General features: G+C 68.7%; 21 protein-coding genes and 1 tRNA gene. 14 read left to right on the plus strand and 8 right to left on the minus strand.

The window, feature by feature from the left end; genetic code table 11:
* The 3 genes from M1M07_RS23940 to M1M07_RS23950 form a co-directional block, all read left to right on the plus strand.
* The coding region (locus M1M07_RS23940) for a cation acetate symporter (RefSeq protein ID WP_248675775.1) at window positions 1-1,257 on the plus strand (1,257 nt) is incomplete at its 5' end.
* Between the two features lie 190 nt (window positions 1,258-1,447).
* Window positions 1,448-1,738 (plus strand): DUF485 domain-containing protein, encoded by a 291-nt coding sequence (locus M1M07_RS23945; RefSeq protein WP_197250921.1) that lies wholly within the window; start codon window positions 1,448-1,450, stop codon window positions 1,736-1,738.
* Window positions 1,735-3,372 (plus strand): cation acetate symporter, encoded by a 1,638-nt coding sequence (locus M1M07_RS23950; protein ID WP_197250910.1) that lies wholly within the window; start codon window positions 1,735-1,737, stop codon window positions 3,370-3,372. Before M1M07_RS23945 ends, M1M07_RS23950 begins: the two co-directional genes overlap by 4 nt.
* A 136-nt stretch (window positions 3,373-3,508) precedes the next feature.
* Here the strand turns inward: M1M07_RS23950 and M1M07_RS23955 are convergent, their stop codons facing one another.
* The 3 genes from M1M07_RS23955 to M1M07_RS23965 all read right to left on the minus strand — a co-directional run bounded on the left by M1M07_RS23955 (window position 3,509) and on the right by M1M07_RS23965 (window position 6,952).
* A complete protein-coding gene (locus M1M07_RS23955) occupies window positions 3,509-4,504 on the minus strand; it encodes a linear amide C-N hydrolase (RefSeq protein ID WP_197250911.1) in 996 nt (331 codons plus the stop codon).
* A 160-nt stretch (window positions 4,505-4,664) separates the two neighbouring features.
* Window positions 4,665-5,768 carry a CoA transferase gene (locus tag M1M07_RS23960; protein ID WP_197250912.1) on the minus strand — a complete coding sequence of 368 codons (1,104 nt, stop codon included), beginning with the start codon at window positions 5,766-5,768 and terminating at the stop codon, window positions 4,665-4,667.
* Complete coding sequence (locus M1M07_RS23965) at window positions 5,765-6,952, minus strand: acyl-CoA dehydrogenase family protein (RefSeq protein WP_197250913.1); 1,188 nt, start codon at window positions 6,950-6,952, stop codon at window positions 5,765-5,767. The genes M1M07_RS23960 and M1M07_RS23965 overlap by 4 nt, the downstream gene beginning before the upstream one ends.
* Before the next feature lie 144 nt (window positions 6,953-7,096).
* Between M1M07_RS23965 and M1M07_RS23970 the strand changes: the two genes are divergently transcribed.
* Together M1M07_RS23970 and M1M07_RS23975 are read left to right on the plus strand one after the other, a co-directional pair.
* Window positions 7,097-8,104, plus strand: a complete 1,008-nt coding sequence (locus tag M1M07_RS23970) for a LacI family DNA-binding transcriptional regulator (RefSeq protein WP_197250914.1) — start codon at window positions 7,097-7,099, stop codon at window positions 8,102-8,104.
* 150 nt (window positions 8,105-8,254) lie between these two features.
* Window positions 8,255-8,854 (plus strand): TetR/AcrR family transcriptional regulator, encoded by a 600-nt coding sequence (locus M1M07_RS23975; RefSeq protein WP_248675776.1) that lies wholly within the window; start codon window positions 8,255-8,257, stop codon window positions 8,852-8,854.
* 9 nt (window positions 8,855-8,863) lie between these two features.
* Here the strand turns inward: M1M07_RS23975 and M1M07_RS23980 are convergent, their stop codons facing one another.
* Complete coding sequence (locus M1M07_RS23980; RefSeq protein WP_248675777.1) at window positions 8,864-9,127, minus strand: WhiB family transcriptional regulator; 264 nt, start codon at window positions 9,125-9,127, stop codon at window positions 8,864-8,866.
* Between the two features lie 799 nt (window positions 9,128-9,926).
* On the opposite strand from M1M07_RS23980, the gene M1M07_RS23985 reads away from it, so the two are divergent.
* The gene (locus tag M1M07_RS23985) at window positions 9,927-10,358 is read left to right on the plus strand and encodes an SRPBCC family protein (RefSeq protein ID WP_197250917.1); all 432 of its coding nucleotides are present in this window, start codon (window positions 9,927-9,929) and stop codon (window positions 10,356-10,358) included.
* A gap of 3 nt (window positions 10,359-10,361) precedes the next feature.
* Here the strand turns inward: M1M07_RS23985 and M1M07_RS23990 are convergent, their stop codons facing one another.
* On the minus strand, window positions 10,362-11,216 hold the full coding sequence (locus M1M07_RS23990; protein ID WP_248675793.1) for a transporter substrate-binding domain-containing protein: 855 nt from the start codon (window positions 11,214-11,216) through the stop codon (window positions 10,362-10,364).
* A gap of 124 nt (window positions 11,217-11,340) precedes the next feature.
* On the opposite strand from M1M07_RS23990, the gene M1M07_RS23995 reads away from it, so the two are divergent.
* From M1M07_RS23995 to mddA, 7 genes are all read left to right on the plus strand, one after another.
* Window positions 11,341-13,602 (plus strand): ATP-dependent DNA ligase, encoded by a 2,262-nt coding sequence (locus M1M07_RS23995; RefSeq protein ID WP_248675778.1) that lies wholly within the window; start codon window positions 11,341-11,343, stop codon window positions 13,600-13,602.
* A 65-nt stretch (window positions 13,603-13,667) separates the two neighbouring features.
* On the plus strand, window positions 13,668-14,360 hold the full coding sequence (locus tag M1M07_RS24000; RefSeq protein WP_197250919.1) for a response regulator transcription factor: 693 nt from the start codon (window positions 13,668-13,670) through the stop codon (window positions 14,358-14,360).
* 124 nt (window positions 14,361-14,484) lie between these two features.
* Entirely contained in the window at window positions 14,485-14,751 is a 267-nt protein-coding gene (locus M1M07_RS24005) for a LuxR C-terminal-related transcriptional regulator (RefSeq protein ID WP_197250920.1), read from the plus strand.
* Entirely contained in the window at window positions 14,748-15,941 is a 1,194-nt protein-coding gene (locus M1M07_RS24010; protein ID WP_248675779.1) for an ATP-binding protein, read from the plus strand. The genes M1M07_RS24005 and M1M07_RS24010 overlap by 4 nt, the downstream gene beginning before the upstream one ends.
* Window positions 15,938-16,966, plus strand: coding sequence for a hypothetical protein (locus tag M1M07_RS24015; protein ID WP_197250520.1), 1,029 nt, complete (start codon window positions 15,938-15,940; stop codon window positions 16,964-16,966). Before M1M07_RS24010 ends, M1M07_RS24015 begins: the two co-directional genes overlap by 4 nt.
* Entirely contained in the window at window positions 16,963-17,292 is a 330-nt protein-coding gene (locus M1M07_RS24020; RefSeq protein WP_197250519.1) for a YnfA family protein, read from the plus strand. Before M1M07_RS24015 ends, M1M07_RS24020 begins: the two co-directional genes overlap by 4 nt.
* 71 nt (window positions 17,293-17,363) lie before the next feature.
* Window positions 17,364-18,146: a methanethiol S-methyltransferase gene (gene mddA / locus M1M07_RS24025; RefSeq protein ID WP_248675780.1), complete on the plus strand. Its 783-nt coding sequence runs from the start codon at window positions 17,364-17,366 to the stop codon at window positions 18,144-18,146.
* A gap of 16 nt (window positions 18,147-18,162) precedes the next feature.
* Here the strand turns inward: mddA and M1M07_RS24030 are convergent, their stop codons facing one another.
* The 3 genes from M1M07_RS24030 to M1M07_RS24040 form a co-directional block, all read right to left on the minus strand.
* Window positions 18,163-18,621, minus strand: coding sequence for a hypothetical protein (locus M1M07_RS24030; RefSeq protein WP_197250517.1), 459 nt, complete (start codon window positions 18,619-18,621; stop codon window positions 18,163-18,165).
* A gap of 101 nt (window positions 18,622-18,722) precedes the next feature.
* Complete coding sequence (locus tag M1M07_RS24035; RefSeq protein ID WP_248675781.1) at window positions 18,723-19,526, minus strand: amidohydrolase family protein; 804 nt, start codon at window positions 19,524-19,526, stop codon at window positions 18,723-18,725.
* Between the two features lie 23 nt (window positions 19,527-19,549).
* A tRNA-Arg gene (locus tag M1M07_RS24040) sits at window positions 19,550-19,622 on the minus strand.
* Between the two features lie 259 nt (window positions 19,623-19,881).
* On the opposite strand from M1M07_RS24040, the gene M1M07_RS24045 reads away from it, so the two are divergent.
* The gene (locus M1M07_RS24045; protein ID WP_248675782.1) at window positions 19,882-20,700 is read left to right on the plus strand and encodes a M23 family metallopeptidase; all 819 of its coding nucleotides are present in this window, start codon (window positions 19,882-19,884) and stop codon (window positions 20,698-20,700) included.
* Window positions 20,701-20,741 lie beyond the last annotated feature (41 nt).

Here is a 20,741-nt window from a genome sequence, read left to right on the forward strand (position 1 = left end):
TTCCAGTACTGGCTCAAGCTCACCGCGGTCGCGCTGCCGGCGCTGGTACTCACCCTGCATTTCCTCGCCCACGACCGGGTCCTGACCGAGGCGGTGCCGCCGACCGTCACCGATCGCACCACCGTCGACATCACCACCGATGTGATCGTGCAGGTGGGGGAGCCGCTGCAGGTCGACGTCACCGGGCACATCGACGGCCGGCCGGTCGCCGGTCCGGTGCTGCTCGCGCCGGGCCAGCACGAGCTGTCGTCGGGAACCGAGCTCGTGCTCGCCGCCGGCTCGCCCGTTCCGGTCGTTGCGGGTGCGCCGCCGGACAACGACTCGTGGGCCTCACCCGGAAACGGATTCGGCGGGGACTACCCGATGTTCCAGGTGTACTCGCTGATCCTCGCGACGTTCCTCGGCACGATGGGCCTGCCGCACGTGCTCGTGCGGTTCTACACCAACCCCGACGGCCGCACCGCGCGGATGACCTCGCTCGCCGTGATCGCCCTGGTCGGCATGTTCTACCTGTTCCCGACGCTGCTCGGCGTCTTCGCGCGACTGTATGTGCCCCAGCTGCTCATCACCGGACGCTCGGACGCGGCGGTTCTGCTGCTGCCCGGATCGGTGCTGAGCGGGTGGGGTGGGCAGCTGCTGGCCGCGCTCGTCGCCTCGGGTGCGATCGCTGCGTTCCTGTCCACGTCGTCGGGCCTGCTGGTCAGCGTCGCGGGCGTGCTGTCGACGGATGTGCTGCGCGGCCGGGTCCGGGACTTCCGGATCGCGGCGGTGCTCGCCGGGATCGTGCCGCTCGCGTTGTCGCTGTCGGTGACGTCGCTGGACCTGTCGCGTTCGGTGGGCCTGGTGTTCGCGGTGGCGGCGTCGACGCTGTGCCCGCTGCTGATCCTGGGTATCTGGTGGCGGGGCCTCACCGCGGCCGGGGCCGCCGCGGGGATGGTGCTCGGCGGGCTGGTGTCCGGGATCGCCGCGATGGTGGTGGTGCTCGCCCCCATCGATCCGGATCGCGGCGGCTGGCCGGCGGTGCTCGTCGGCTACCCGGCCGCGGTGAGTGTGCCGCTGGCGTTCCTGGCGATGGTGCTGGTCTCCCTCGCCACCCGCCGGTCGGTTCCCGCGGATGTGGGGCGCACCTTCTCGCGCATGCACGTCCCGGAACGGCTCGGCATGGGCCGCGACCGTGAGATCGGCGCATTCGGTGCGGGCACGTCCGGTGCCGATAAATCCGTTTCGGGGGATCGGACGCGCCGTTCGTCGCGGTGAGTCGACCGCTCGGCGCACGACACGACAGCTCGGCGTGCGATCGGACCGCACTCCTTATGCGTGTGACCGTCGTCTCATTACCGTCTGTTCTCACTACAACTCACAAACCGAGGAGTCGGCAGTGACCACAGTCAAGAGTGGGCTCGACGCGCCGGTACGGCGCGAACCCACACCCCAGGACTTCGTAGCCATGCAAGCGAGCCCGGAATTCCAGGAATTGCGTAGCCGGTTGCGGCGGTTCGTGTTCCCGGTGACGGTGTTCTTCCTCGCCTGGTACGGGGTCTACGTGCTGCTCGCGACGTACGCCGCCGACTTCATGGCGACGAAGGTGATCGGCAACATCAATCTCGGCTTGATCCTGGGCTTCGGTCAGTTCGTGACGACGTTCGTGATCACCGCCCTCTACGTGAAATTCGCAGGACGCGAGCTCGATCCTCGGTCCGCCGCGATCCGTGAAGAGCTGGAAGGACCGGCACAGTGACCGTTCTCGCGCAGAGTGGGACCGCCGATGTCGGCAACCCGCTGATCAACATCGCGATCTTCGTCGCGTTCGTCGTCGTCACCATGGGCCTGGTCATCAAGGCCAGCCGCACCACCAAGAAGGCCTCGGACTTCTACACCGGCGGCGGCCAGTTCTCCGGCCCGCAGAACGGTTTCGCGATCGCCGGTGACTACCTGTCGGCCGCGTCGTTCCTCGGAATCGCCGGTGCCATCGCCGTGTACGGCTACGACGGCTTCCTGTACTCCATCGGCTTCCTCGTCGCGTGGCTCGTCGCGCTGCTGCTCGTCGCCGAACTCCTGCGCAACACAGGGCGTTTCACGATGGCCGACGTGTTGAGCTTCCGGCTCAAGCAGCGGCCGGTGCGCATGGCCGCGGCGCTGTCCACCCTCGCGGTCTCGCTGTTCTACCTGCTCGCCCAGATGGCCGGTGCCGGTGGCCTGGTCGCGCTGCTGCTCGACATCCACGACAAGGCCGGTCAGGCGATCGTCGTCGCGGTCGTCGGTGTGCTCATGATCGTGTACGTGCTCATCGGCGGCATGAAGGGCACCACCTACGTGCAGATGGTCAAGGCCGTCCTGCTCGTCGCCGGCGCCGCGATCATGTTCGTCCTCGTGCTGTTCGCCGTGCGCGGCAACTTCTCCCAGCTGCTCGCCGACGCGCAGGCCATGGCGTCGAACTCCTCGGACGCGGCGGTCGCCGGTCGCGACATCCTCGCTCCGGGCGCGAAGTACGGCATCAGCGACATGACCCGCATCGACTTCGTCTCGCTCGGTATCGCCCTGGTGCTCGGCACCGCCGGCCTGCCGCACGTGCTCATGCGCTTCTACACGGTGCCGACCGCGAAGGAAGCCCGCCGCTCGGTGACCTGGGCGATCGCGCTCATCGGTGCCTTCTATCTGTTCACCCTGGTCCTCGGCTACGGTGCCGCGAAGCTGGTCGGCCCGGACGTCATCCTGAACGCCCCCGGTAAGGAGAACGCGGCGGCTCCGCTGCTGGCCTTCGAACTCGGCGGCACCCTGTTCCTGGCGATCATCTCCGCGGTCGCGTTCGCCACGATCCTCGCGGTCGTCGCGGGTCTGGCGATCACCGCGTCGGCGTCCTTCGCCCACGACATCTACGCCAGTGTCATCAAGCGCGGCAACGCAACCGAGGACGAGCAGGTGCGGGTCTCGCGCATCACCGTCGTCGTCATCGGCCTGATGTCGATCGTGCTGGGCATCCTGGCGATGGGCCAGAACATCGCCTTCCTGGTCGCCCTCGCGTTCGCGGTCGCCGCCTCGGCGAACCTGCCGACGCTGCTGTACTCGCTGTTCTGGAAGAAGTTCAACACCACCGGCGCACTGTTCAGCATCTACGGCGGTCTGATCAGCTGCCTGCTGCTGATCGTGTTCTCCCCGGCCGTGTCCGGCAAGCCGTCGTCGATGTTCCCGAACGCCGACTTCGCGCTGTTCCCGCTGTCGAACCCCGGCATCGTGTCCATCCCGCTGGCCTTCGTCCTCGGCATCGTCGGCACCTACGTCGGCCGCCGCAAGGTGGAGGATCCGTTCAAGCAGGCCGAGATGGAGGTCCGCTCGCTCACCGGTGTCGGTGTCGAGAAGGCGGTCGCCCACTAGAGACAGTCGCCCCCAGGAGAACCCTGGCGGCGAACCCCTTCGGTGCCGCGCTCCCACACCCGGGAGCGCGGCACCGTCGCGTTGCGGGTTCCCTGCTGTTCCGGTTCTGCCACTGCGCAACCGGCAGTTCGAGGACCTACTGCGCAGCCGGAAGTTCGAGGAACGTGAAGGGGGCGGTGTCGACGAACCGATCCGTGACGTTGCCGCCGAGCCCACCCTCGAGTGCGGTGTCGCCGAGCAGATCGAGCTTGCGCGCCGGCGCACCCTCGGTGAAATCCAGCTCGGAGAGGTCGACCCACAGGACGTTCGGGCGCGTCGTCGACGCGAACACGTAGCGCTTGCCGGTCAGGTCACCCACGGTCTGCCAGATCGTCTGTGACGCATAGGGTTTGTCCGGATCCGGAACCCGGAACGGCTGCGCCGCATTGCGGATGACACTGAACATCCCGGCGACGGCCTCCACCCCGCTCTCGGGTTCGGGAAGCCGGCCGACGTAATAGGCGGCGCGGGCGAACCTGTCGGCGGCGTCCGTGGTACCGGGCAACGGCTTGTCGCCACCGAATCCCTCGACCTCGCGGAGCAGTTCGAGCTGCTTGTCGTAGGTCGGTGAATTCGTCATCACCTGATAGCTGCGGTCGTGCCAGACGGTGGCCTTGCCGTCGACGTACTCGACGATCGCCGAATCACCCGTCGCATCGTCCAGTGCGAGGTGCACCGTGGGCACCTCGCCGGTGGCCGGGTCGCCGAGAGGAACGACCTGCACCTCGGTCTGCTCGATCCACGCCGCCGCCTCCGCGACCGTGGCGAAGTTGTCCAGGAAGTACTGCATCCACACAGCCATGCTCAGCGCCGGCCGGGACGGGTCGTAGGTTCCGTAGTCCGACTCCGCGAGCCAGAGGATGTGTCCCGACAGGCCGGCCTCGTTCATGCCGTCGACGGTCATCATGTCGAAGGCCGCGGCGACGACGCTGCCGAACTTCGACGTCCAGGTCAACGAGCCGCCGACGCCGTCCCGCCGGTCGATTCCGCGCGGCAGGGACCACAGATTCGTCCCCGTGTCGCGGTGATAGTCCATGTTGCGGCCGACGAGTACCGATCCCGCCGCATCCGGCCACACGACCCTGGTGCACATGTCTTCTCTCTTTCCCGCCCGCCGGGCACATGCGTATCGAATAGGTTGGGAACATCGAGGGGCGTATTCGACTGTGGCACATTCGCCACCGGCGCCGGGCGAAACGGCGCGAACCGTCACCCGGCGTCGGTGTTGAAGGCGTAGGAGAAGCTGTCGAGATCTAACCGAGGCGCGGCGGCGCCGTGCGGTACGTCGCGGGGGTGGCGCTGAGCCGGATCGGGTTGGCGATCTGGCGGAGCGGAGCGTCCCGGTCCGGATCGTCGATCGACACGACCGGCGACAGGCCGAGGCGCTCGGCGAGGGCGACGGCGTCGGCGATGTCGTTGAGCGGCCCGCACGGCACGCGTGCCGCGGTGAGGGCGTCGAACCAGGCGTCGGCGGTGTTCGTCGACAGCAGTTCGTCGAGGATCTTCGTCAGTTCCTCGCGGTTCGCGACGCGTGCGGTGTTCGTCGTGAACCGGTCGTCGGATGCGAGTTCGGGCGCCCCGAGAACCTCTACCAGCGAGGCGAACTGGCGGTCGTTGCCGACGGCGAGGACGAACGGCCGGTCCGCGGTGCTGAACACCTCGTAGGGTGCGATGCTCGGATGCCGGTTGCCCATGGCCTTCGGCACGACGTCGGCCGCCACATAGCCCGACGACTGGTTCGCCAGCGCCGACAGCAGCGACGACAGCAGGTTCACCTCGACGCGCTGGCCCTCACCGGTCCGGTCGCGGTGCCGGAGCGCGGCGAGAATGCCCAGCGCAGCGTGCATTCCGGTGATGACGTCGACGACCGCGACACCGACCTTGGTGGGGGTCGCCGGGTCGGGCCCGGTGATGCTCATCAATCCGCCGACCGCCTGGATGAGCAGGTCGTAGCCGGGCAGGTTGTTGTTGCCGCCGAACCCGGTGATCGAGCAGTACACGATGTCGGGGTTGAGTTCGCGGGCCTGCTCGTAGCCGAGGCCGAGCCGATTCATCGTGCCGGGCAGGAAGTTCTCGACGACGACGTCGGCGCGGGCGACGAGGTTACGGGCCTCGTCGAGCCCCGCCTCGGTGGTCAGGTCGATCGACACCGACCGCTTGTTCCGGTTGACACCCAGGAAGTACGTCGACTCGTCGCCGACCCACGGCGGACCCCAGTGTCGGGTGTCGTCGCCGAAGCCCGGGCGTTCGACCTTGACGACCTCCGCCCCGAGGTCGGCGAGCAGCATCGTGGCGTAGGGGCCGGCGAGCACGCGACCGAAGTCGGCGATCACCAGCCCCTCCAATGCCCCTGTCACCGGAAGGCTGCCTCTCCGGTCAGGGCCTTGCCGATGGTCAGCTGGTGGACCTCGGAGGTGCCCTCGTAGGTCAGCACCGATTCGAGGTTGTTGGCGTGCCGGATGACGGGGTATTCGAGGGTGATGCCGTTCGCACCCAGGATGGTCCGGCACTCGCGGGCGACCGCGATGGCTTCGCGGACGTTGTTGAGCTTGCCCAGACTGACCTGCTCGGGGGCGATCTCGCCGCGGTCCTTCATCCGTCCGAGGTGGTAGGCGAGCAGATGGCCCTTGCCGACCTCGAGCGCCATGTCGGCGATCTTGGCCTGGGTGAGCTGGTAGCCGGCGAGCGGCTTGTCGAACACCTCGCGGGACTGCGAGTACTCGATCGCGGTCTCGAGGCAGTCGCGGGCCGCGCCGATCGCACCGAAGACGATGCCGAAGCGGGCCTCGCCGAGAGAGGTCAGCGGTCCGCGCAGGCCCTTGGCCTTCGGCAGCATCGCCGAGGCCGGCAGGCGCACGCCGTCGAGGACGAGTTCCGAGGTGACCGAGGCGCGCAGCGACAGCTTGGAGTGGATCTCCGGGGCGGAGAAGCCGGGGGTGTCGGTGGGGACGACGAAGCCGCGGATGCCCTTGGCGCCCTCCTCGAGGTCGGTCTGAGCCCACACGACGGCGACGTCGGCAACGGACCCGTTGGTGATCCACATCTTGGTGCCGTTGAGGATCCAGTCGTCACCGTCGCGCTTGGCGTTGGTGCGCATCCCGGCCGGGTTGGAGCCGAAGTCCGGCTCGGTCAGGCCGAAGCAGCCGATGGCCTCGCCGGCGGCCATGCGGGGGAGCCATTCCTGCTTCTGCTCCTCGCTGCCCCAGTGGTGGATGGAGAACATCGCCAGCGAGCCCTGCACCGAGACGAGGCTGCGAATACCGGAGTCGACGGCCTCGAGCTCGAGGCAGGCCAGGCCGTAGGCGGTGGCGCTCATGCCGGCGCAGCCGTAACCCTCGAGGTGCATGCCGAGCACGCCGAGCTGCCCGAGTTCCTTCGCCAGCTCACGTGCCGGGATCTTCGCTTCCTCGAACCACTGGGCCACGTGCGGACGGATGCGTTCGTTGCCGAACTTGCGAACGGTGTCGCGGATGTCGATCTCCTCCTGCTCGAGCAGGGAGTCGAGGGCGAAGAGCTGGGTCAGCGACTGGGGGTTGGACATGACTCTCTCCGGGGGTCGAGGAACGTTTGTCATAACGTTTGCGAGAACGTTTGCACGAACGATTGCGTGCCCTACGCTAAGGGGCGTGCTCCGGGCTCGTCAACCCGGAACTCGAACTCGATGCGAAACGAGCAGGAGAGCCGAATGTCCCGTCCCGACCGTGCGCCGACGCTCAAGGAGATCGCCGAGCGTGCCGGCGTGCACGTCTCGACGGCCTCCCGCGTGCTGCGCCAACCCGAACCCGTCGACGGCTGGTCCGAATCGGCCCTGCGAGTGCGGGAGGTCGCGGCCGAGCTCGGCTACCGGCCGAATCTGTGGGCGGCGAGCCTGCGCACCCGCAAGACGACCACGCTCGGCGTCGTCATGCCGCGGCTGACCGACGGGGTGGTCGCGACGACCTACCAGGGCATCGAAGAAGCCGCGACGAAGGCCGGGTACTCGGTCCTGCTGTCGAGCCCGCCCGACGACCTCGAGGCGCAGCGCCGTGCGATCACCCTGCTGGTCGGGCGGCAGGTGGACGGACTGTTGCTGAGCAGCCTGCACATTCCCGGACGCCCGTTCGTCGAGTCCCTGGGGCTCGGGCAGCTGCCGATCCTGACCGTGACCCGGCACGCCGACGCGGGACTGCCGTTCGTCGTCGGTGACGACTACCGCGGCGGAGCGCTCGCCGCCCGGCACCTGCTCGATCGCGGCTACACCGACCTCGCGATCATCGCCGGTCCCGACCATGCGAGCACGGCCCGGGATCGGCGCGACGGCTTCCTCGACACCTTGCGCGAGGCGTCGGTGGAGGTTTCGGCCGACCGGATCGTCCCGTCGAGCTTCGACGTCTCCGGCGGTGTGGAAGCGGGCAGGGCGCTGCTCGACCGGACCGACCGGCCCCGCGCGATCTTCGCGGTCAGCGACACCATCGCCATCGGCATCCTCGGCGTCGCCCGCGACCTCGGGCTGTCCATCCCGGACGATCTCGCCGTCGTCGGCTACAACGACATTCCCGTCGTCGCGCAGCTGCCGGTTCCGTTGACCACGGTCCGCTCGCCCGCGCACGACATCGGGGTCGCGGCCGTCCGCCGCCTGCTCGACCTGGTTCGCGACGGTGACGCCGAGTCGATGCGGCTGCCCGTGGAGCTGGTGGTACGCGCCTCGAGCTGATGCGATGCCGGGGCATGCGCAGGCGGGCTCCGTGTCGAATGTGCCTCCGTGACGATGCGTGCCTTCGGCCGAGGTCGCATCGTTTTCGGAGCGATAGGATGACCCGGCAACAACGGCGACCCGTTCGAATTGTGGAGGTGGACAGCGCGCATGCCCTCGCCGCGCAGGATCGGGGCTCCCGATGCGAAGAATCGGACGGTCCTGCTGGACGCCGCAGAGAAGGTCATGCTCGAGTACGGCTATGCGGCCGTCTCGTCCCGCCGCGTCGCCGAGCAGGCCGGCCTCAAACCGCAGCTCGTGCACTACTACTTCGTGAACATGGACGAGTTGCTCGAAGAGGTGTTCCGCCGTCGCGCCGACCAGGGCCTCGACATGCAGAGGAAAGCGCTGGCATCCCCGCAGCCGCTGTGGGCGCTGTGGCGGTTCAGCAGCGACCCGTCCGGGGTGGCGCTGACGATGGAGTTCATGGCGATGTCGCGACACCGGCCCGCGCTGCGGAAACTCCTCGCCGACTACTCCGAGCGGTTCCGGCGCGACCAGGCGGATGCGATCGAGGTGCTGCTCGACCGGTACGGCGTTGCGCACGAGGATTTTCCGCCCGTCGTCGCGTCGGTCCTCACGACCAGTCTGTCCCGTGTCGTCGTGATGGAGGAATCGCTCGGCTTCACCCTCGGCCACGCCGAAACCATCGAGCGCGTGGAACGGTGGCTCACCGCGGTCGAGGGCGAGTGGGGCAGCCCGAAGCGATAGACCGGGCGGTCAGCGAATCATCTTGCCGCGGCGGTATTCTCGTCCTCCCCACACGCCCGTCTGGGCGGTCGCGATTGCGTAGCTGCCGCATGCCGCGGCGATGGGGCAGCGGCCGCAGACCTCGGCCGCGTAGTCGAACGACTCGCTCGGGTCGGGGAACCAGCGGTCCGGGTGCCCGTCGCCGCGGCAGGCGGCGGCCGACCAGTCCGCGTCGTCGGCGGTCGGCGGGTGCTCGGCCAGGTACGTGGTCACGGCGGTGGGTGAGCGGCGCATGGCAATCGACAACCTCGTTCTCTCACAATGTAAGTGGTGATCGTCGAGGCGTGATGGTCCCGCGACGGCCGAGATCGGCCGATGGTCACCGTGACGGTGGCGAAAGCTCGGGGCGCACACGCCCCGAGGTGGGGCGTCAGTGGACGCGGACTCCGGTGTTCGGACCGGAATTTCCGAGAACTCGATCCAGGAAACGAATCTTCTTCTGCGACATGCGCTGCGAGTGCGAAGCGGTGTGCATCGGAGTTCCTTTCCGGTCGAGTTCGGCTGTTCCGGGCACCCAGTGTGCCATGTCGAAGCGCGGAGGTGTGGGAATTTTTCTTCGGTGTCAGATTCGGGGTTCGATCCGGGAACGCAGTGTCGCCACTCCGGGACCGTCGAGTTCGTCGGCGACGCCGGAACGACCGGTCATCGCCATCAGCAGTGCTTCACCGGGTCCGTGGATCTCGGGTCCTCGTCCCGTGGCCCAATCGACGTCCGTGGCGACCAGTCGAAGGCCGTGGATCCGCCGGGATGCACCGATGGGCGGCGCGAAACGTGCGAAGCGGAGAGCGAGTTCGAGCCGCTCGGCGGAATTTCTCGCGGGATGCCGAGCGGGCCCACTGCTGTATCTCCGGCCGGCCCCGAATGCACTCGCCGTGTCGGAATCCGCTCGGACTGCAGCGTGAGCGAATTCGTACTCGGCGCGTCGATCGTCGGCCGGTCGCGTGCTCGCAGCGTAATGCCACGGGCCGACACGAAACGGTGATCCGCGAAGCGGGCTGGCGAGGCGGCCGGATCGGTGTCTACGCTTCCGCACATGGCGAAACTCGAGGTCACCACCCGCGTCCCGCTCGATCCGGAACGAACCTGGGCCACCGCGTCGGACCTGCACCGATTCGACGAGTGGCTCACCATCCACGACGGCTGGCGCAGCGAGCTGCCCGAGGAGCTGACGGTGGGCACGACCGCCGAATCCGTGGTGTCCGTCAAGGGACTGCGCAACCGGGTCGCGTGGAAGGTCGAGGAGATCGACGCCCCGCATCATCTGGTGCTGCGCGGAAACGGCAAGGGCGGAACGAAGTTTCGGCTGCTGCTCACCGTCACCGGAACCGCCGGCGGGTCGGACCTGTCGCTGAACATCGACCTCGGCGGGGCTCCGCTGTTCGGGCCGATCGGGTCGGGTGTCGCGCGCACTCTGCGCGGCGATCTCGAGGCGTCGTTGCGGAAATTCGCGGAACTCTACGGCTGACGACTATTCGAGGACGGGCGCTCCGCCGGTTCCGGCGAGCCACTGCGTCGCGAACTCGTCGAGCGTCCCGTCCGCGTAGAGGCTGTCGATCGCGGCCGACACACACGGCGTGAGCGGGCTGTCCTTCTCGAGCACCATTCCGAAGAACTCGGTGACCTCGTTGGGCCGCGGGAACTGACCGACGACCACCGTGCCGGAAATCTGCTCGGTGATCTGGAACCCCGTCGGAAGATCCACCACGATTCCGTCGACCGTCCCGGCCGCGAGGGCGGACTTGGCGTCGTCGGTGGTCTCGAAGGCCACGGGTTCGGCGTCGGCGTGGATGGTGTCGGTGATGGCGAGCAGGCTCGTCGAACCCTGTTGCGCACCCAGTTTCATCCCGGACAGGTCCGCCAGCGAGGTGGCGGCTGCCGCGGGGCTGCCCTGTCGCGCCACGATCGCCTGCCCGACCGCGTAGTACGGGGACGACAGGTCCACCGCGTCGCGGCGGGTGTCGACGATCGTGACCTGTCCGAGCGCCGCGTCGAAGGACTTGTCCCCGGGCGCGATCATCTCGTTGAAGCCGACCCGCTCGATGCGGACCTGCTCGGGGGTGTAGCCGAGTCTTTCCGCGACCGCGGCGGCGACCGCACCTTCGTACCCCCGGCCGTTGGCGGGATCGTCGTCGACGAACCACGGAGCGTAGGCGGGATCGTCGGTGGCGAGGGTGAGTACCCCGTCGGTGTGGGTGGTGCGGGAGCCGGGTCCGCAGTCGTCGATCGCGTCGGTGGGTGGGATCCGGGTCGTCGCCGGTGCGAGCGACGTGGCGGTGGCGGGGACCGGATCCGGTTCCGGCGATGCGGTGCAGGCGGCCGGAATCGCCGCGACGGCAATGATCACCGCCGCAGCGCGCAGGCGTCGCAGCGGGGACAACACGCGGGCAATACTGCCTTCCCCGTCCCGATCCAGCAAGATCAACGCGAACGATTGGCACAATGAGGTGATGCCGACCCGCACGTTCGGGGACCGTCGCCTGAAGCTGACCAACCTCGACAAGGTGCTCTACCCCCGCACCGGTACCACCAAGGGTGAGGTGATCGACTACTACGTGGCGATCGCCGACGCGATGCTGCCCCACGTCGCCGGTCGTGCCGGCACCCGCAAGCGCTGGCCGAACGGCGTGGACGACCAGTCGTTCTTCGAGAAGAATCTGGCGGCGCACGCCCCCGGTTGGCTCGACCGCCGGACGCTGCACCACAAGCAGCGCACCGTCACCTATCCACTGTTCGATTCGGTGGCCTCCCTCGCGTGGCTCGGGCAGCAGGGTGCGCTGGAACTGCATGTCCCGCAGTGGCGTTTCGCCGGTAACACGCGAGGCGCCGCGACGCGCATCGTGTTCGACCTCGATCCCGGCCAGGGTGTCGGGCTGGCGGACTGTGCGCAGGTGGCGCGCCTCGTGCGCGACACGGTCGCCGAACTGGGATGGACGGCGTATCCGGTGACCAGCGGCAGCAAGGGAATTCACCTCTACGTCCCCTTGGATCGGCCGCTGCAGTCGGACGGGGCGTCGACCGTCGCGCGGACCGTCGCGACGAATCTCGAGAAGCTGCACCCCGACCTGGTGACCGCGACGATGGCGAAAGCCGCTCGGGGAGGCCGGGTCTTCGTCGACTGGAGCCAGAACAACGCCGCCAAGACGACGGTCGCGCCGTATTCGCTGCGCGGTCGCGACGAGCCCTGGGTCGCGGCGCCGCGCACCTGGGAGGAGCTCGAGGACCCCGGTCTGTCGCAGCTGCGGTTCGACGAGGTGCTCGCCCGTGTCGAGGCCGACGGTGATCTGCTCGAGGGGCTGGATCCGCCGCTGCCCGGCCAGGATCGGGCGGACGCGCTGGCCGAGTACCGCGGCAAACGCGACGCGTCACGCACGCCCGAACCGGTGCCGGACACGGTTGCCGCCGGTGGTCCCGGCGACCGGTTCGTGATCCAGGAGCACAATGCCCGGCGGCTGCACTACGACCTGCGGCTCGAACGCGACGGCGTGCTGGCGTCGTGGGCGGTGCCGAAGAACCTGCCCGACGAAACCGGCCGCAACCACCTGGCGGTCCGCACCGAGGACCACCCGCTCGAATACCTCACGTTCCACGGCACCATCCCGAAGGGCGAGTACGGCGCCGGCACGATGACGGTGTGGGACACCGGCACCTATGTGGCGGAGAAGTGGCGGGACGACGAGGTCATCGTGCAGTTGCAGGGCCGTCGCGTGCAGGGTCGCTATGCCCTGATCCGCACCGAAGGTACCCAGTGGCTCGCGCACCTGATGAAGGATCAGACGCCGTCGCCGTCCGGGCCGTTCCCTCGCGACCTCGCGCCGATGCTCGCGACCCTCGGCGACGTGAGCGGCCTCGAGGAACGGGACTGGGCGTTCGAAGGCAAATGGGACGGCATCCGCGCCATCGTCGAGGTCCACGACGGCGGACTGCGCATCCGTTCCCGGTCGGGTCGTGACATCACCGCGGACTATCCGTCGCTCGGGGTTCTCGCACAGATCCTCGACGGTCACGACGCGGTCCTCGACGGCGAGATCGTCACCTTCGACCCGCACGGTGTGTCGAGTTTTCCGCTGCTGCAGTCCGGTGGCCGGCCCACCTTCCTCGTGTTCGACATCCTCTATCTCGACGGAGTCTCCCTGCTCCGCAAGACGTACAGCGACCGCAGGCGGGTGCTCGAACTGCTGGGTGCGGCCGCGCCCGGACTGGAGGTGCCGGAGACGTTGCCGGGCGGCGGAACCGAGGCCCTCGAGGAGAGCCTCGACCGCGGTTGGGAAGGGGTGATCGCCAAGCGGCGCGACTCGGTGTATCTGCCGGGCAAGCGCGGCACCGCGTGGATCAAGGCGAAGAACTGGCTCACCCAGGAGGTCGTCGTCGGCGGATACCGGCCCGGTCAGGGTGCCCGGTCGGACACCTTCGGTGCGCTGCTGCTCGGGGTGTACGAGGGCGACGACCTCGTGTTCGTCGGGCGCGTCGGCTCCGGGTTCGACGACCGCACCCTCACCACGATGACCGCGTCCCTCGACCGGTTGCGGCGGCGCACCTCGCCGTTCGTGGAGGCCATTCCCACCGCCGACGCGCGCGGCGCCGTGTGGGTGACCCCGCGACTGGTGGGGGAGGTGCGTTTCCAGTCGTGGACCGACGGCGGCCGGCTGCGGCACCCGATCTGGCGGGGGCTGCGCGAGGACATCGAGCCCGCCGACGTGCGTCGCGCCTGACGCCACGTGTCTCATTCCCCTGCTAACGTTCTCGAATCTGTGTCGGGTGTTCGGGAGGGGCGAAGTTGGCCGAGGATTCCGGGACGTCCGTCCGCGCAATCGGTGTTGTCGAGGACCACGAGTCGGTGGTGCTCGGTCTGGGCGCGATGCTCGCTGCCGAACCGGACCTGGAACTGGTGTGTGCCGCACCGACCGTGCAGGAGTTGCTCGCCCGCAATGTCCGTCTGGATCTCGCGATCCTCGATCTCCGGCTCGAGGACGGATCGTCACCGAAGAGCAATGTCGAGCAGCTTCGGGCCGCGGGCATCGAGACGCTGATCTTCACCGGCGCGGAGAATCCGTACCTGGTGCGGTCCGCCGCGCGGGCGGGTGTTCTCGGGGTGGTGCGGAAATCCGCGCCGGCGGCCGTGGTGGTCGAGGCGATCCGGACGGCGGCGTCGGGTGGGCAGGTCGTGAGCACGGACTGGGCCGCGGCCATCGACGGGGACCCCGACCTGGGGGACGTCGGCCTGAGCCCCCGCCAGCTGGAGGTTCTCGAACTGTATGCGTCCGGGGAGAAGCTCGATCGGGTGGCTCGGCTGACCGGGCTCGCGCCGCAGACGGTCAACGACTATCTGCAGCGCATCCGGCAGAAGTACGCGGAGGCAGGCCGGCCCGCGCCGACGAAGACGGACCTGTACAAGCGCGCGGTCGAGGACGGATTGCTGCCGATTCCCGAACGTCCGCGGGCGGCGAGTGAAGGTCCGGGCGTCTACTGAACGGCATTTTGTAAGCAAAGGTAACGATGCCCCCGGTTTCTTGGGCAGAGGAATATCCGTCTCGGCACGCATGCGCAGTTTGCGTAGTTTCGCAGCAGATCGCTCGACAACGGAGGACCTGCCCATGACCAGCATGCTCGAACGCCCTGTGGACCAGGCGATTGTCAAGCCGACGCTGTCGGCACGGGAAGTGGAGATCCTGCGCGAATGGTTGATGAGCGACTCCAAGTCGAAGGCGGCGGCACGACTGTTCGTCGCTCCGACGACGGTGAGCACCCACATCGCCCGCATCCGGGACAAATACGCGCTGGTCGGCAGAGCGGCCCCGACGAAGGCCATGCTGCTCGCCCGGGCCTTGCAGGACGGATTGATCGACATCGACGAGCTGTGAGCCGGCGCGTCCGGTTCGACGAGGGTGGTTCCGCAGGCGACCGGTTCGTGCGGGTCTTCGTCCGCTTCGTGGTCCTCGGCTACCTGTTCTACCTGGTGCCCGTAATCGGCTACATGCCCACCGCCGCCGCCGTGACCGCCGGATGGTGGACGCCGCTTGCCGTGACCGCGATCGTCGGCTCCGCGCTGGCGATGGGCGCGGCGACGTTCCATCCGGACGTGCGCTGTCTCCGCCGCACCGCAGCAGCCAATGCGTGGCTGTTCGTTGCGGTAACCGTGCTGTGGTGGCCGGCCTGGAACGGTGGACACATCGCCGGCGACGACTACCTGTGGCTCACCCTCGTCCCCGGGCTGCCCGCGCTGTCCGCGGTCGCGGCATGGCGAAGCTGGCGTCCGTTCGCGTATCTCGCCGTCGTCGAAGTGCTGGTGCACGCCACCGACCGGATCGTGCGTGACATTCCGGTCGGAGATCATGCGCTGCCGTCCTTCGCGTTCATCGCGACCTATTCGATGATGTTCGTCGGGGCCGCCACCATCGGGCTCGCAGCCGGCCGGACCCTCGACGCGACGATCGCGACCACCCACGCCACCGCGTCCGCTGCCGCCGCGGCCGAGGCGAAGTCCGCGGAACGGACGCGGTTCGCCGCGCTCGTCCACGACCGGGTCATGTCGACGTTGCTGTCCGCGGGCCGCCAGGAGACGGACGAGCGAGTGGTCGGGCAGGCCCGGCGCGCGATCGCCGAACTCGACGATCTCCGCGTGAACTCCGGCGACGACCCGGGATCCGATGTCGGCGGCGTGGTGGCTCGGCTTCGTTCGGTCGCAACCGAAGTCGACGAGAACATCGGGTTCGTGGTGAACATCGCTCCCGGCGCCGCGGGCACGCTGTACCCGCGCGACGTGGGCGCGGCCGTCGCGGCCGCGCTCGCCGAGGCGCTCCGCAACAGCGTCCGCCACGCGGGCGCGGCGGCGAAGCGTGCGGTCACCGTCGACGCCGCTGCCGGAGCCCTCACCGTGACCGCGGCAGACGACGGTATCGGGTTCGATCCGGCCCGGGTCGGTGGCCGCCGACTCGGCATCGCCGTATCCATCGGTGCGCGCATGCGGGCGCTCGACGGCGGCGACGCGACGGTCGAGTCGGCGCCCCGGCAGGGCACGATCGTCACAATCACCTGGCAGGAGCCGAGATGACCGGACCCGTCCCCGATATCCGTGATCTGCTCGGGATGCGTACCCCGGCCGCCTGGGCGCTGGTCGCCCTGTATGCCGTCACCTGCGTCCTCCTCGCCGTCGACGCTGCGCCCGACGCCGGGGCGATCTGGCCGCTGATACCTGCGGCGGGGGTGTGCATCGCCGCCGCGGTTGCGCTCGTGGCGGTCCCGGGCGACCCGATGCCGCTCGGGCCGTCGATCGCGCTGGCCTCGAGCGGCGTGGTGTCCTGCGGGTTCGTGCTGCTGGCCGGCCCGCTGCCGATGCCCGATCTCTCGCCGCTGTGGACGGTCGGTCTGTCGAAGATCATCTTCTCGTTCATGTGCGTGCGGGGGCGTGTCGCGCTCGCCTGGCTTGGCTATGTGCTGATGTTCGCGACCGCCATCGTCGGTGCCGGGGAGGCCGGGGAAGTCGGATTCGTCGTCGTGGCGATCAACGCTGCCCCCGTACTCATGGGCACCGTTTTCGCATACATGATCCGACCGGTCGTCCGATCGATCTACGAGTTGCGGGAGCAGTCCACTCAGCGGATCGCGGCGGAGGCCGCGGCGTCGGCGATGATCGAGGAACGCGACGCGCAACTCGACAGGCTCGACGAGCTCGCTCGCCCGCTTCTCGAGCGCATCGCGTCCGGATCGGAACTCGATGATGCCGAACGCCTCGAATGCCTGGTGCTCGAAGCACGGCTCCGCGACACAGTGCGGGCCCCCATGCTTCAGAACCCCGCCCTCGTCGAGGAGGTTGCGGCCGCGCGCCGTCGCGGAGTGGACGTCGTGCTGCTCGACGACCACGGAATGGACGACGCCGAACCCGCTGTGCGGGATCGGGTTCAGGGGGCGATCGCCGACGAGCTCGCCGCCGTGACGGACGGCTCCGTCACCGTCCGGGTGCTTCCTCCCGGCCGGGCAACGATGGTGTCCGTACTGGTGAGCGGAGAATCGGTGCGACGCGCGGAGTTCGGGCCCGACGGCAACCGGCGGGACCGGACCGTAGGGTCTTCCGCGTGACCGTCACCAAATCGCTCGTCCTGTTCGCCCTCGCCGCCCTGTTCGAGATCGGCGGTGCCTGGCTGGTGTGGCAGGGCGTGCGGGAACATCGCGGCTGGATCTGGATCGGCGCCGGGGTCATCGCGCTCGGCGCCTACGGATTCGTCGCAACACTGCAGCCCGACGCCAACTTCGGCCGGATCCTCGCGGCCTACGGCGGGGTGTTCGTCGCCGGTTCGCTGCTGTGGGGCGTGGTGATGGACGGGTTCCGCCCCGACCGGTGGGACATCGCGGGAGCCCTGGTGTGCCTGATCGGCGTCGGGCTGATCATGTACAGCCCACGCTGAAACGGCGGGTGGCCGAATCCGCCACCCCGGGTACCTATCCGGCGGGTGTGCCGGTGCAGAGACTCGACCGCATGACAACTCACACCACCTCACGCCTGTCCCGCACCCTCATGACCGGATACGGCATGCTCGCCTACGGCGCGTTCCTCGTCGTATTCCTCTACGCCATCGGATGGGTCGAAGGACTCGTCGTACCCCGCACGATCGACGAGGGGCCCGCCGCACCCACCGCGGTCGCGGTGGTCATCGACCTCGCGTTGCTGTCGATCTTCGCGGTGCAGCATTCGGTGATGGCCCGGCCCTGGTTCAAACGCCGGTGGACCCGTATCGTTCCACCACCGATCGAACGCGCGACCTACGTCCTGTTCGCCAGCGCCGCACTGGCACTGGTGATGTGGCAGTGGCGTCCGATACCGCAGCAGGTATGGGACGTCGAGACGATGTGGCTGCGCGTCGTCCTCTACGCCGTCTCGCTCGGTGGGTTCGCACTGGTTCTGGCGTCGACATTCGCGATCGACCACTTCGACCTGTTCGGTGTCCGTCAGGTGATCCGCAATCAGCTCGAGTTGCCCGCTGCCACCGCGGAATTCCTCACGCCGCGCCTGTACCGGATCGTGCGGCACCCGCTGTACGCAGGCTTCCTGATCGCGTTCTGGGTGGCGCCCACGATGTCCGTGGGAGGACTCATGTTCGCCGCGGTCACGACCGTCTACGTCCTCGTCGCCATACAGCTCGAGGAACACGACCTCATCGGCACCTTCGGGGACAGGTACCGCACCTACCGGACTCAGGTGCCGATGCTCGTGCCGGGCCGGCGCCGCGTGTCACCGGTGCGTGAACTCAGCCGTTCCTGAACTCGGGACTGCGAACTCAGGGAACGAAGACCATCCCGGTCGCAGGCGTCGAGTTGCAGACCGGTCCGCTGCCCAGGCTGACCGAACCGAACACGGTGGTCAACACGTTGCCCGAGCCGGTCTTCGCCACACCCGACAGGTTCGGGTAGGTACCGGTCAGGTCGGTGATTCCGGCCTGGCCGGTGTCGCGGTTCAGCCAGGCGACGGTGACCTGACCGGCGGCGGGGACCGGTCCCAGAGCGGGTGCGCTCGTGAACAGCACCTCGCCGGCACCGATGGGCGGCGACGCTTCGGGGCCGGGCTGCGCGGTGATGGCCGAGAACGACGCGAGGCTGCCCTGGTTGAGGCAACCGATGGTGACGGCGGTCCCCAGTCCCTGAGGCGGGGCCGCTGCCGCGACGCCGGTGAAGAGTGCGGCCGCCGCAATCGGCGCCGCAACGGCAAGGATTCGACGGGTCATTCGCAGGGCGCTCATGCTGCTGCTTCCTCGAAAGGGGATGTCACGTCCGGGCGTCCACCACTGCGCTCCCCGAAGCGCACGCGGCGCGTCCCGCGTACCGTTTGACTCGATCGAGTTTATCGACCGGTTTCGGTCTCGGGGCTGTTTCGGTGATCTTGGCGCAGTCGATCGAGGCGATAGAACTCTCGTGCGTTGCCGGACAGGGCCGCCGCGCCGAGCTCGGTCCCGAGAGCATCGACGACGAGTTCGACGTCCTCGTCGCGGAACGGGCGGGGCGCTCGCGTCGACGGCAGATCCGTGCCGAACATCAGCGCCGACGGATTCGCCGCGGCGACGGCCCGCAGTGCGGACGGGACGTCGAAGTCGACCCGCCCGAACCCGGTGGCCTTGACCCGGACCCCACGCTCGGCGAGTTTCAGCAGGTGGGGGAGTCCTTCCGCGGAGAGCCCGAGATGATCGATGCTCACCGCGGGCAGCCGCTCGATCGTCGCCGCGAGTCCGGGCAGGTCCCGGGCATCGACATACAGTTCGGCGTGCCACCCGGCGACCTCGTGGACGCGGCGTGCGAGTGTGTCGAGGTCGGTGATCGACGCCGATCCGCCCCGTCGGACGTTGAACCGGACCGCGCGGACCCCGGCCGCATCGAGCCGGACGATCTCGTCGTCGGTCGCCGATGCCGGAAGCTGTGTCACTCCGACGAAGCCCGGACCGAGGACCTGCAGTGCGTCGAGCAGGTAGCTCTGGTCGAAACCCTGGAACGACCCCGACACGACGGCGCCTCCGGTCACGCCTAGCGTGGCGACGCGCGTCCGATAGTCGGTGGCGGTGAACGCGGGCGGCAGGTAGCCGTCGTTCTCGATCAGCGGGAAGCGCGGATCGATGATGTGCAGGTGGGCGTCGAACACCGGGAAGTCGGACACACGGCAACGGTAGTGCGGTGAAGTGCCCCCGGCAGGATTCGAACCTGCGACACCGGCTTTAGGAGAGCCGTGCTCTATCCCCTGAGCTACGAGGGCGTGCACAGGAGACGGGCGGGCCGATTCGCTGCGCGGATGTGAGTGTAGCGGTCGGGGAGCAGGGGTTGTGACGCGGTCGATCCGTGCGCTCACATCGGGCGGGGAAGGGTTTCCGAAACCGACGCGTCGGTCCGATTCCCGATACTCGAGATAAAGGAAACGTAACGGTGGCGCATGGCGATATCGTTTTGTTACCTTGATTCGGCCAGGAACGGCCGGAACCCTCCGGACGGAAGCGGACGAAGACGAGGTAGCAACTGTGGGACGGCACCAGCGCGGACGTGACGAGGTCGCAGCATTCGAGTTCGACCTGCCCGGCACCGCCGCTGAGCGAGGCCGTCACCGCGTGGAGCCCACCGGTCCCTCGGTTCCGGTGAAGGCCGCGACCGTCGCCGCCGCGACCGGCGCCTTCTTCGCCGTCGGTGCTCAGCTCACCGCGGGTACCGCCGCTGCCGCCCCGGCGCCGGCCCAGACCGGTTCGCTGCCGTTCGAGGTCCCCGAGGGCCTGCTGCCCGCCGGATTCGAGATTCCCGCGGTCCCGGGTGTCACCGCCCCCGTCGACGACCACGGCCACGTGCACGGTCCCGAACTTCCCGCCCCGCTCGCAGACCTCGTCGACCAGTTCGGTGACGCCGGGCAGTGGTTGAACGACCTGAACCCGATCAAGCCGACGACGGTGCAGCCGGTGTCGGGCACCCTGACCTCCGACTTCGGTCAGCGCTGGGGCTCGCACCACGGCGGCATCGACATCGCCGCCCCGATCGGCACCCCGATCAAGTCCGCCTCCGACGGCACGGTCCTCGACGCCGGCCCGGCCTCCGGCTACGGCCAGTGGGTGCGCGTGCTCAACGACGACGGCAGCACCGCCGTCTACGGCCACGTCGACACCTACCAGGTCGCCGCGGGCCAGCGCGTGAGCGCCGGCGACCAGATCGCCACCGTCGGTAACCGCGGCTGGTCCACCGGACCGCACCTCCACTTCGAGGTGTGGGATCAGGACGGCAACAAGACCGATCCCAATGCGTGGCTGAACACCCGCGGTGTCGTCGCCGACTGGAGTAGCTACCGCGCCGTGTAACCCGATCCGGGGATAGTATCCGGGGATAGGCCGGACGTTCG

It is taken from the genome of Rhodococcus sp. HM1, from assembly GCF_023218075.1.
In the GTDB taxonomy this organism is placed as follows: domain Bacteria; phylum Actinomycetota; class Actinomycetes; order Mycobacteriales; family Mycobacteriaceae; genus Rhodococcus.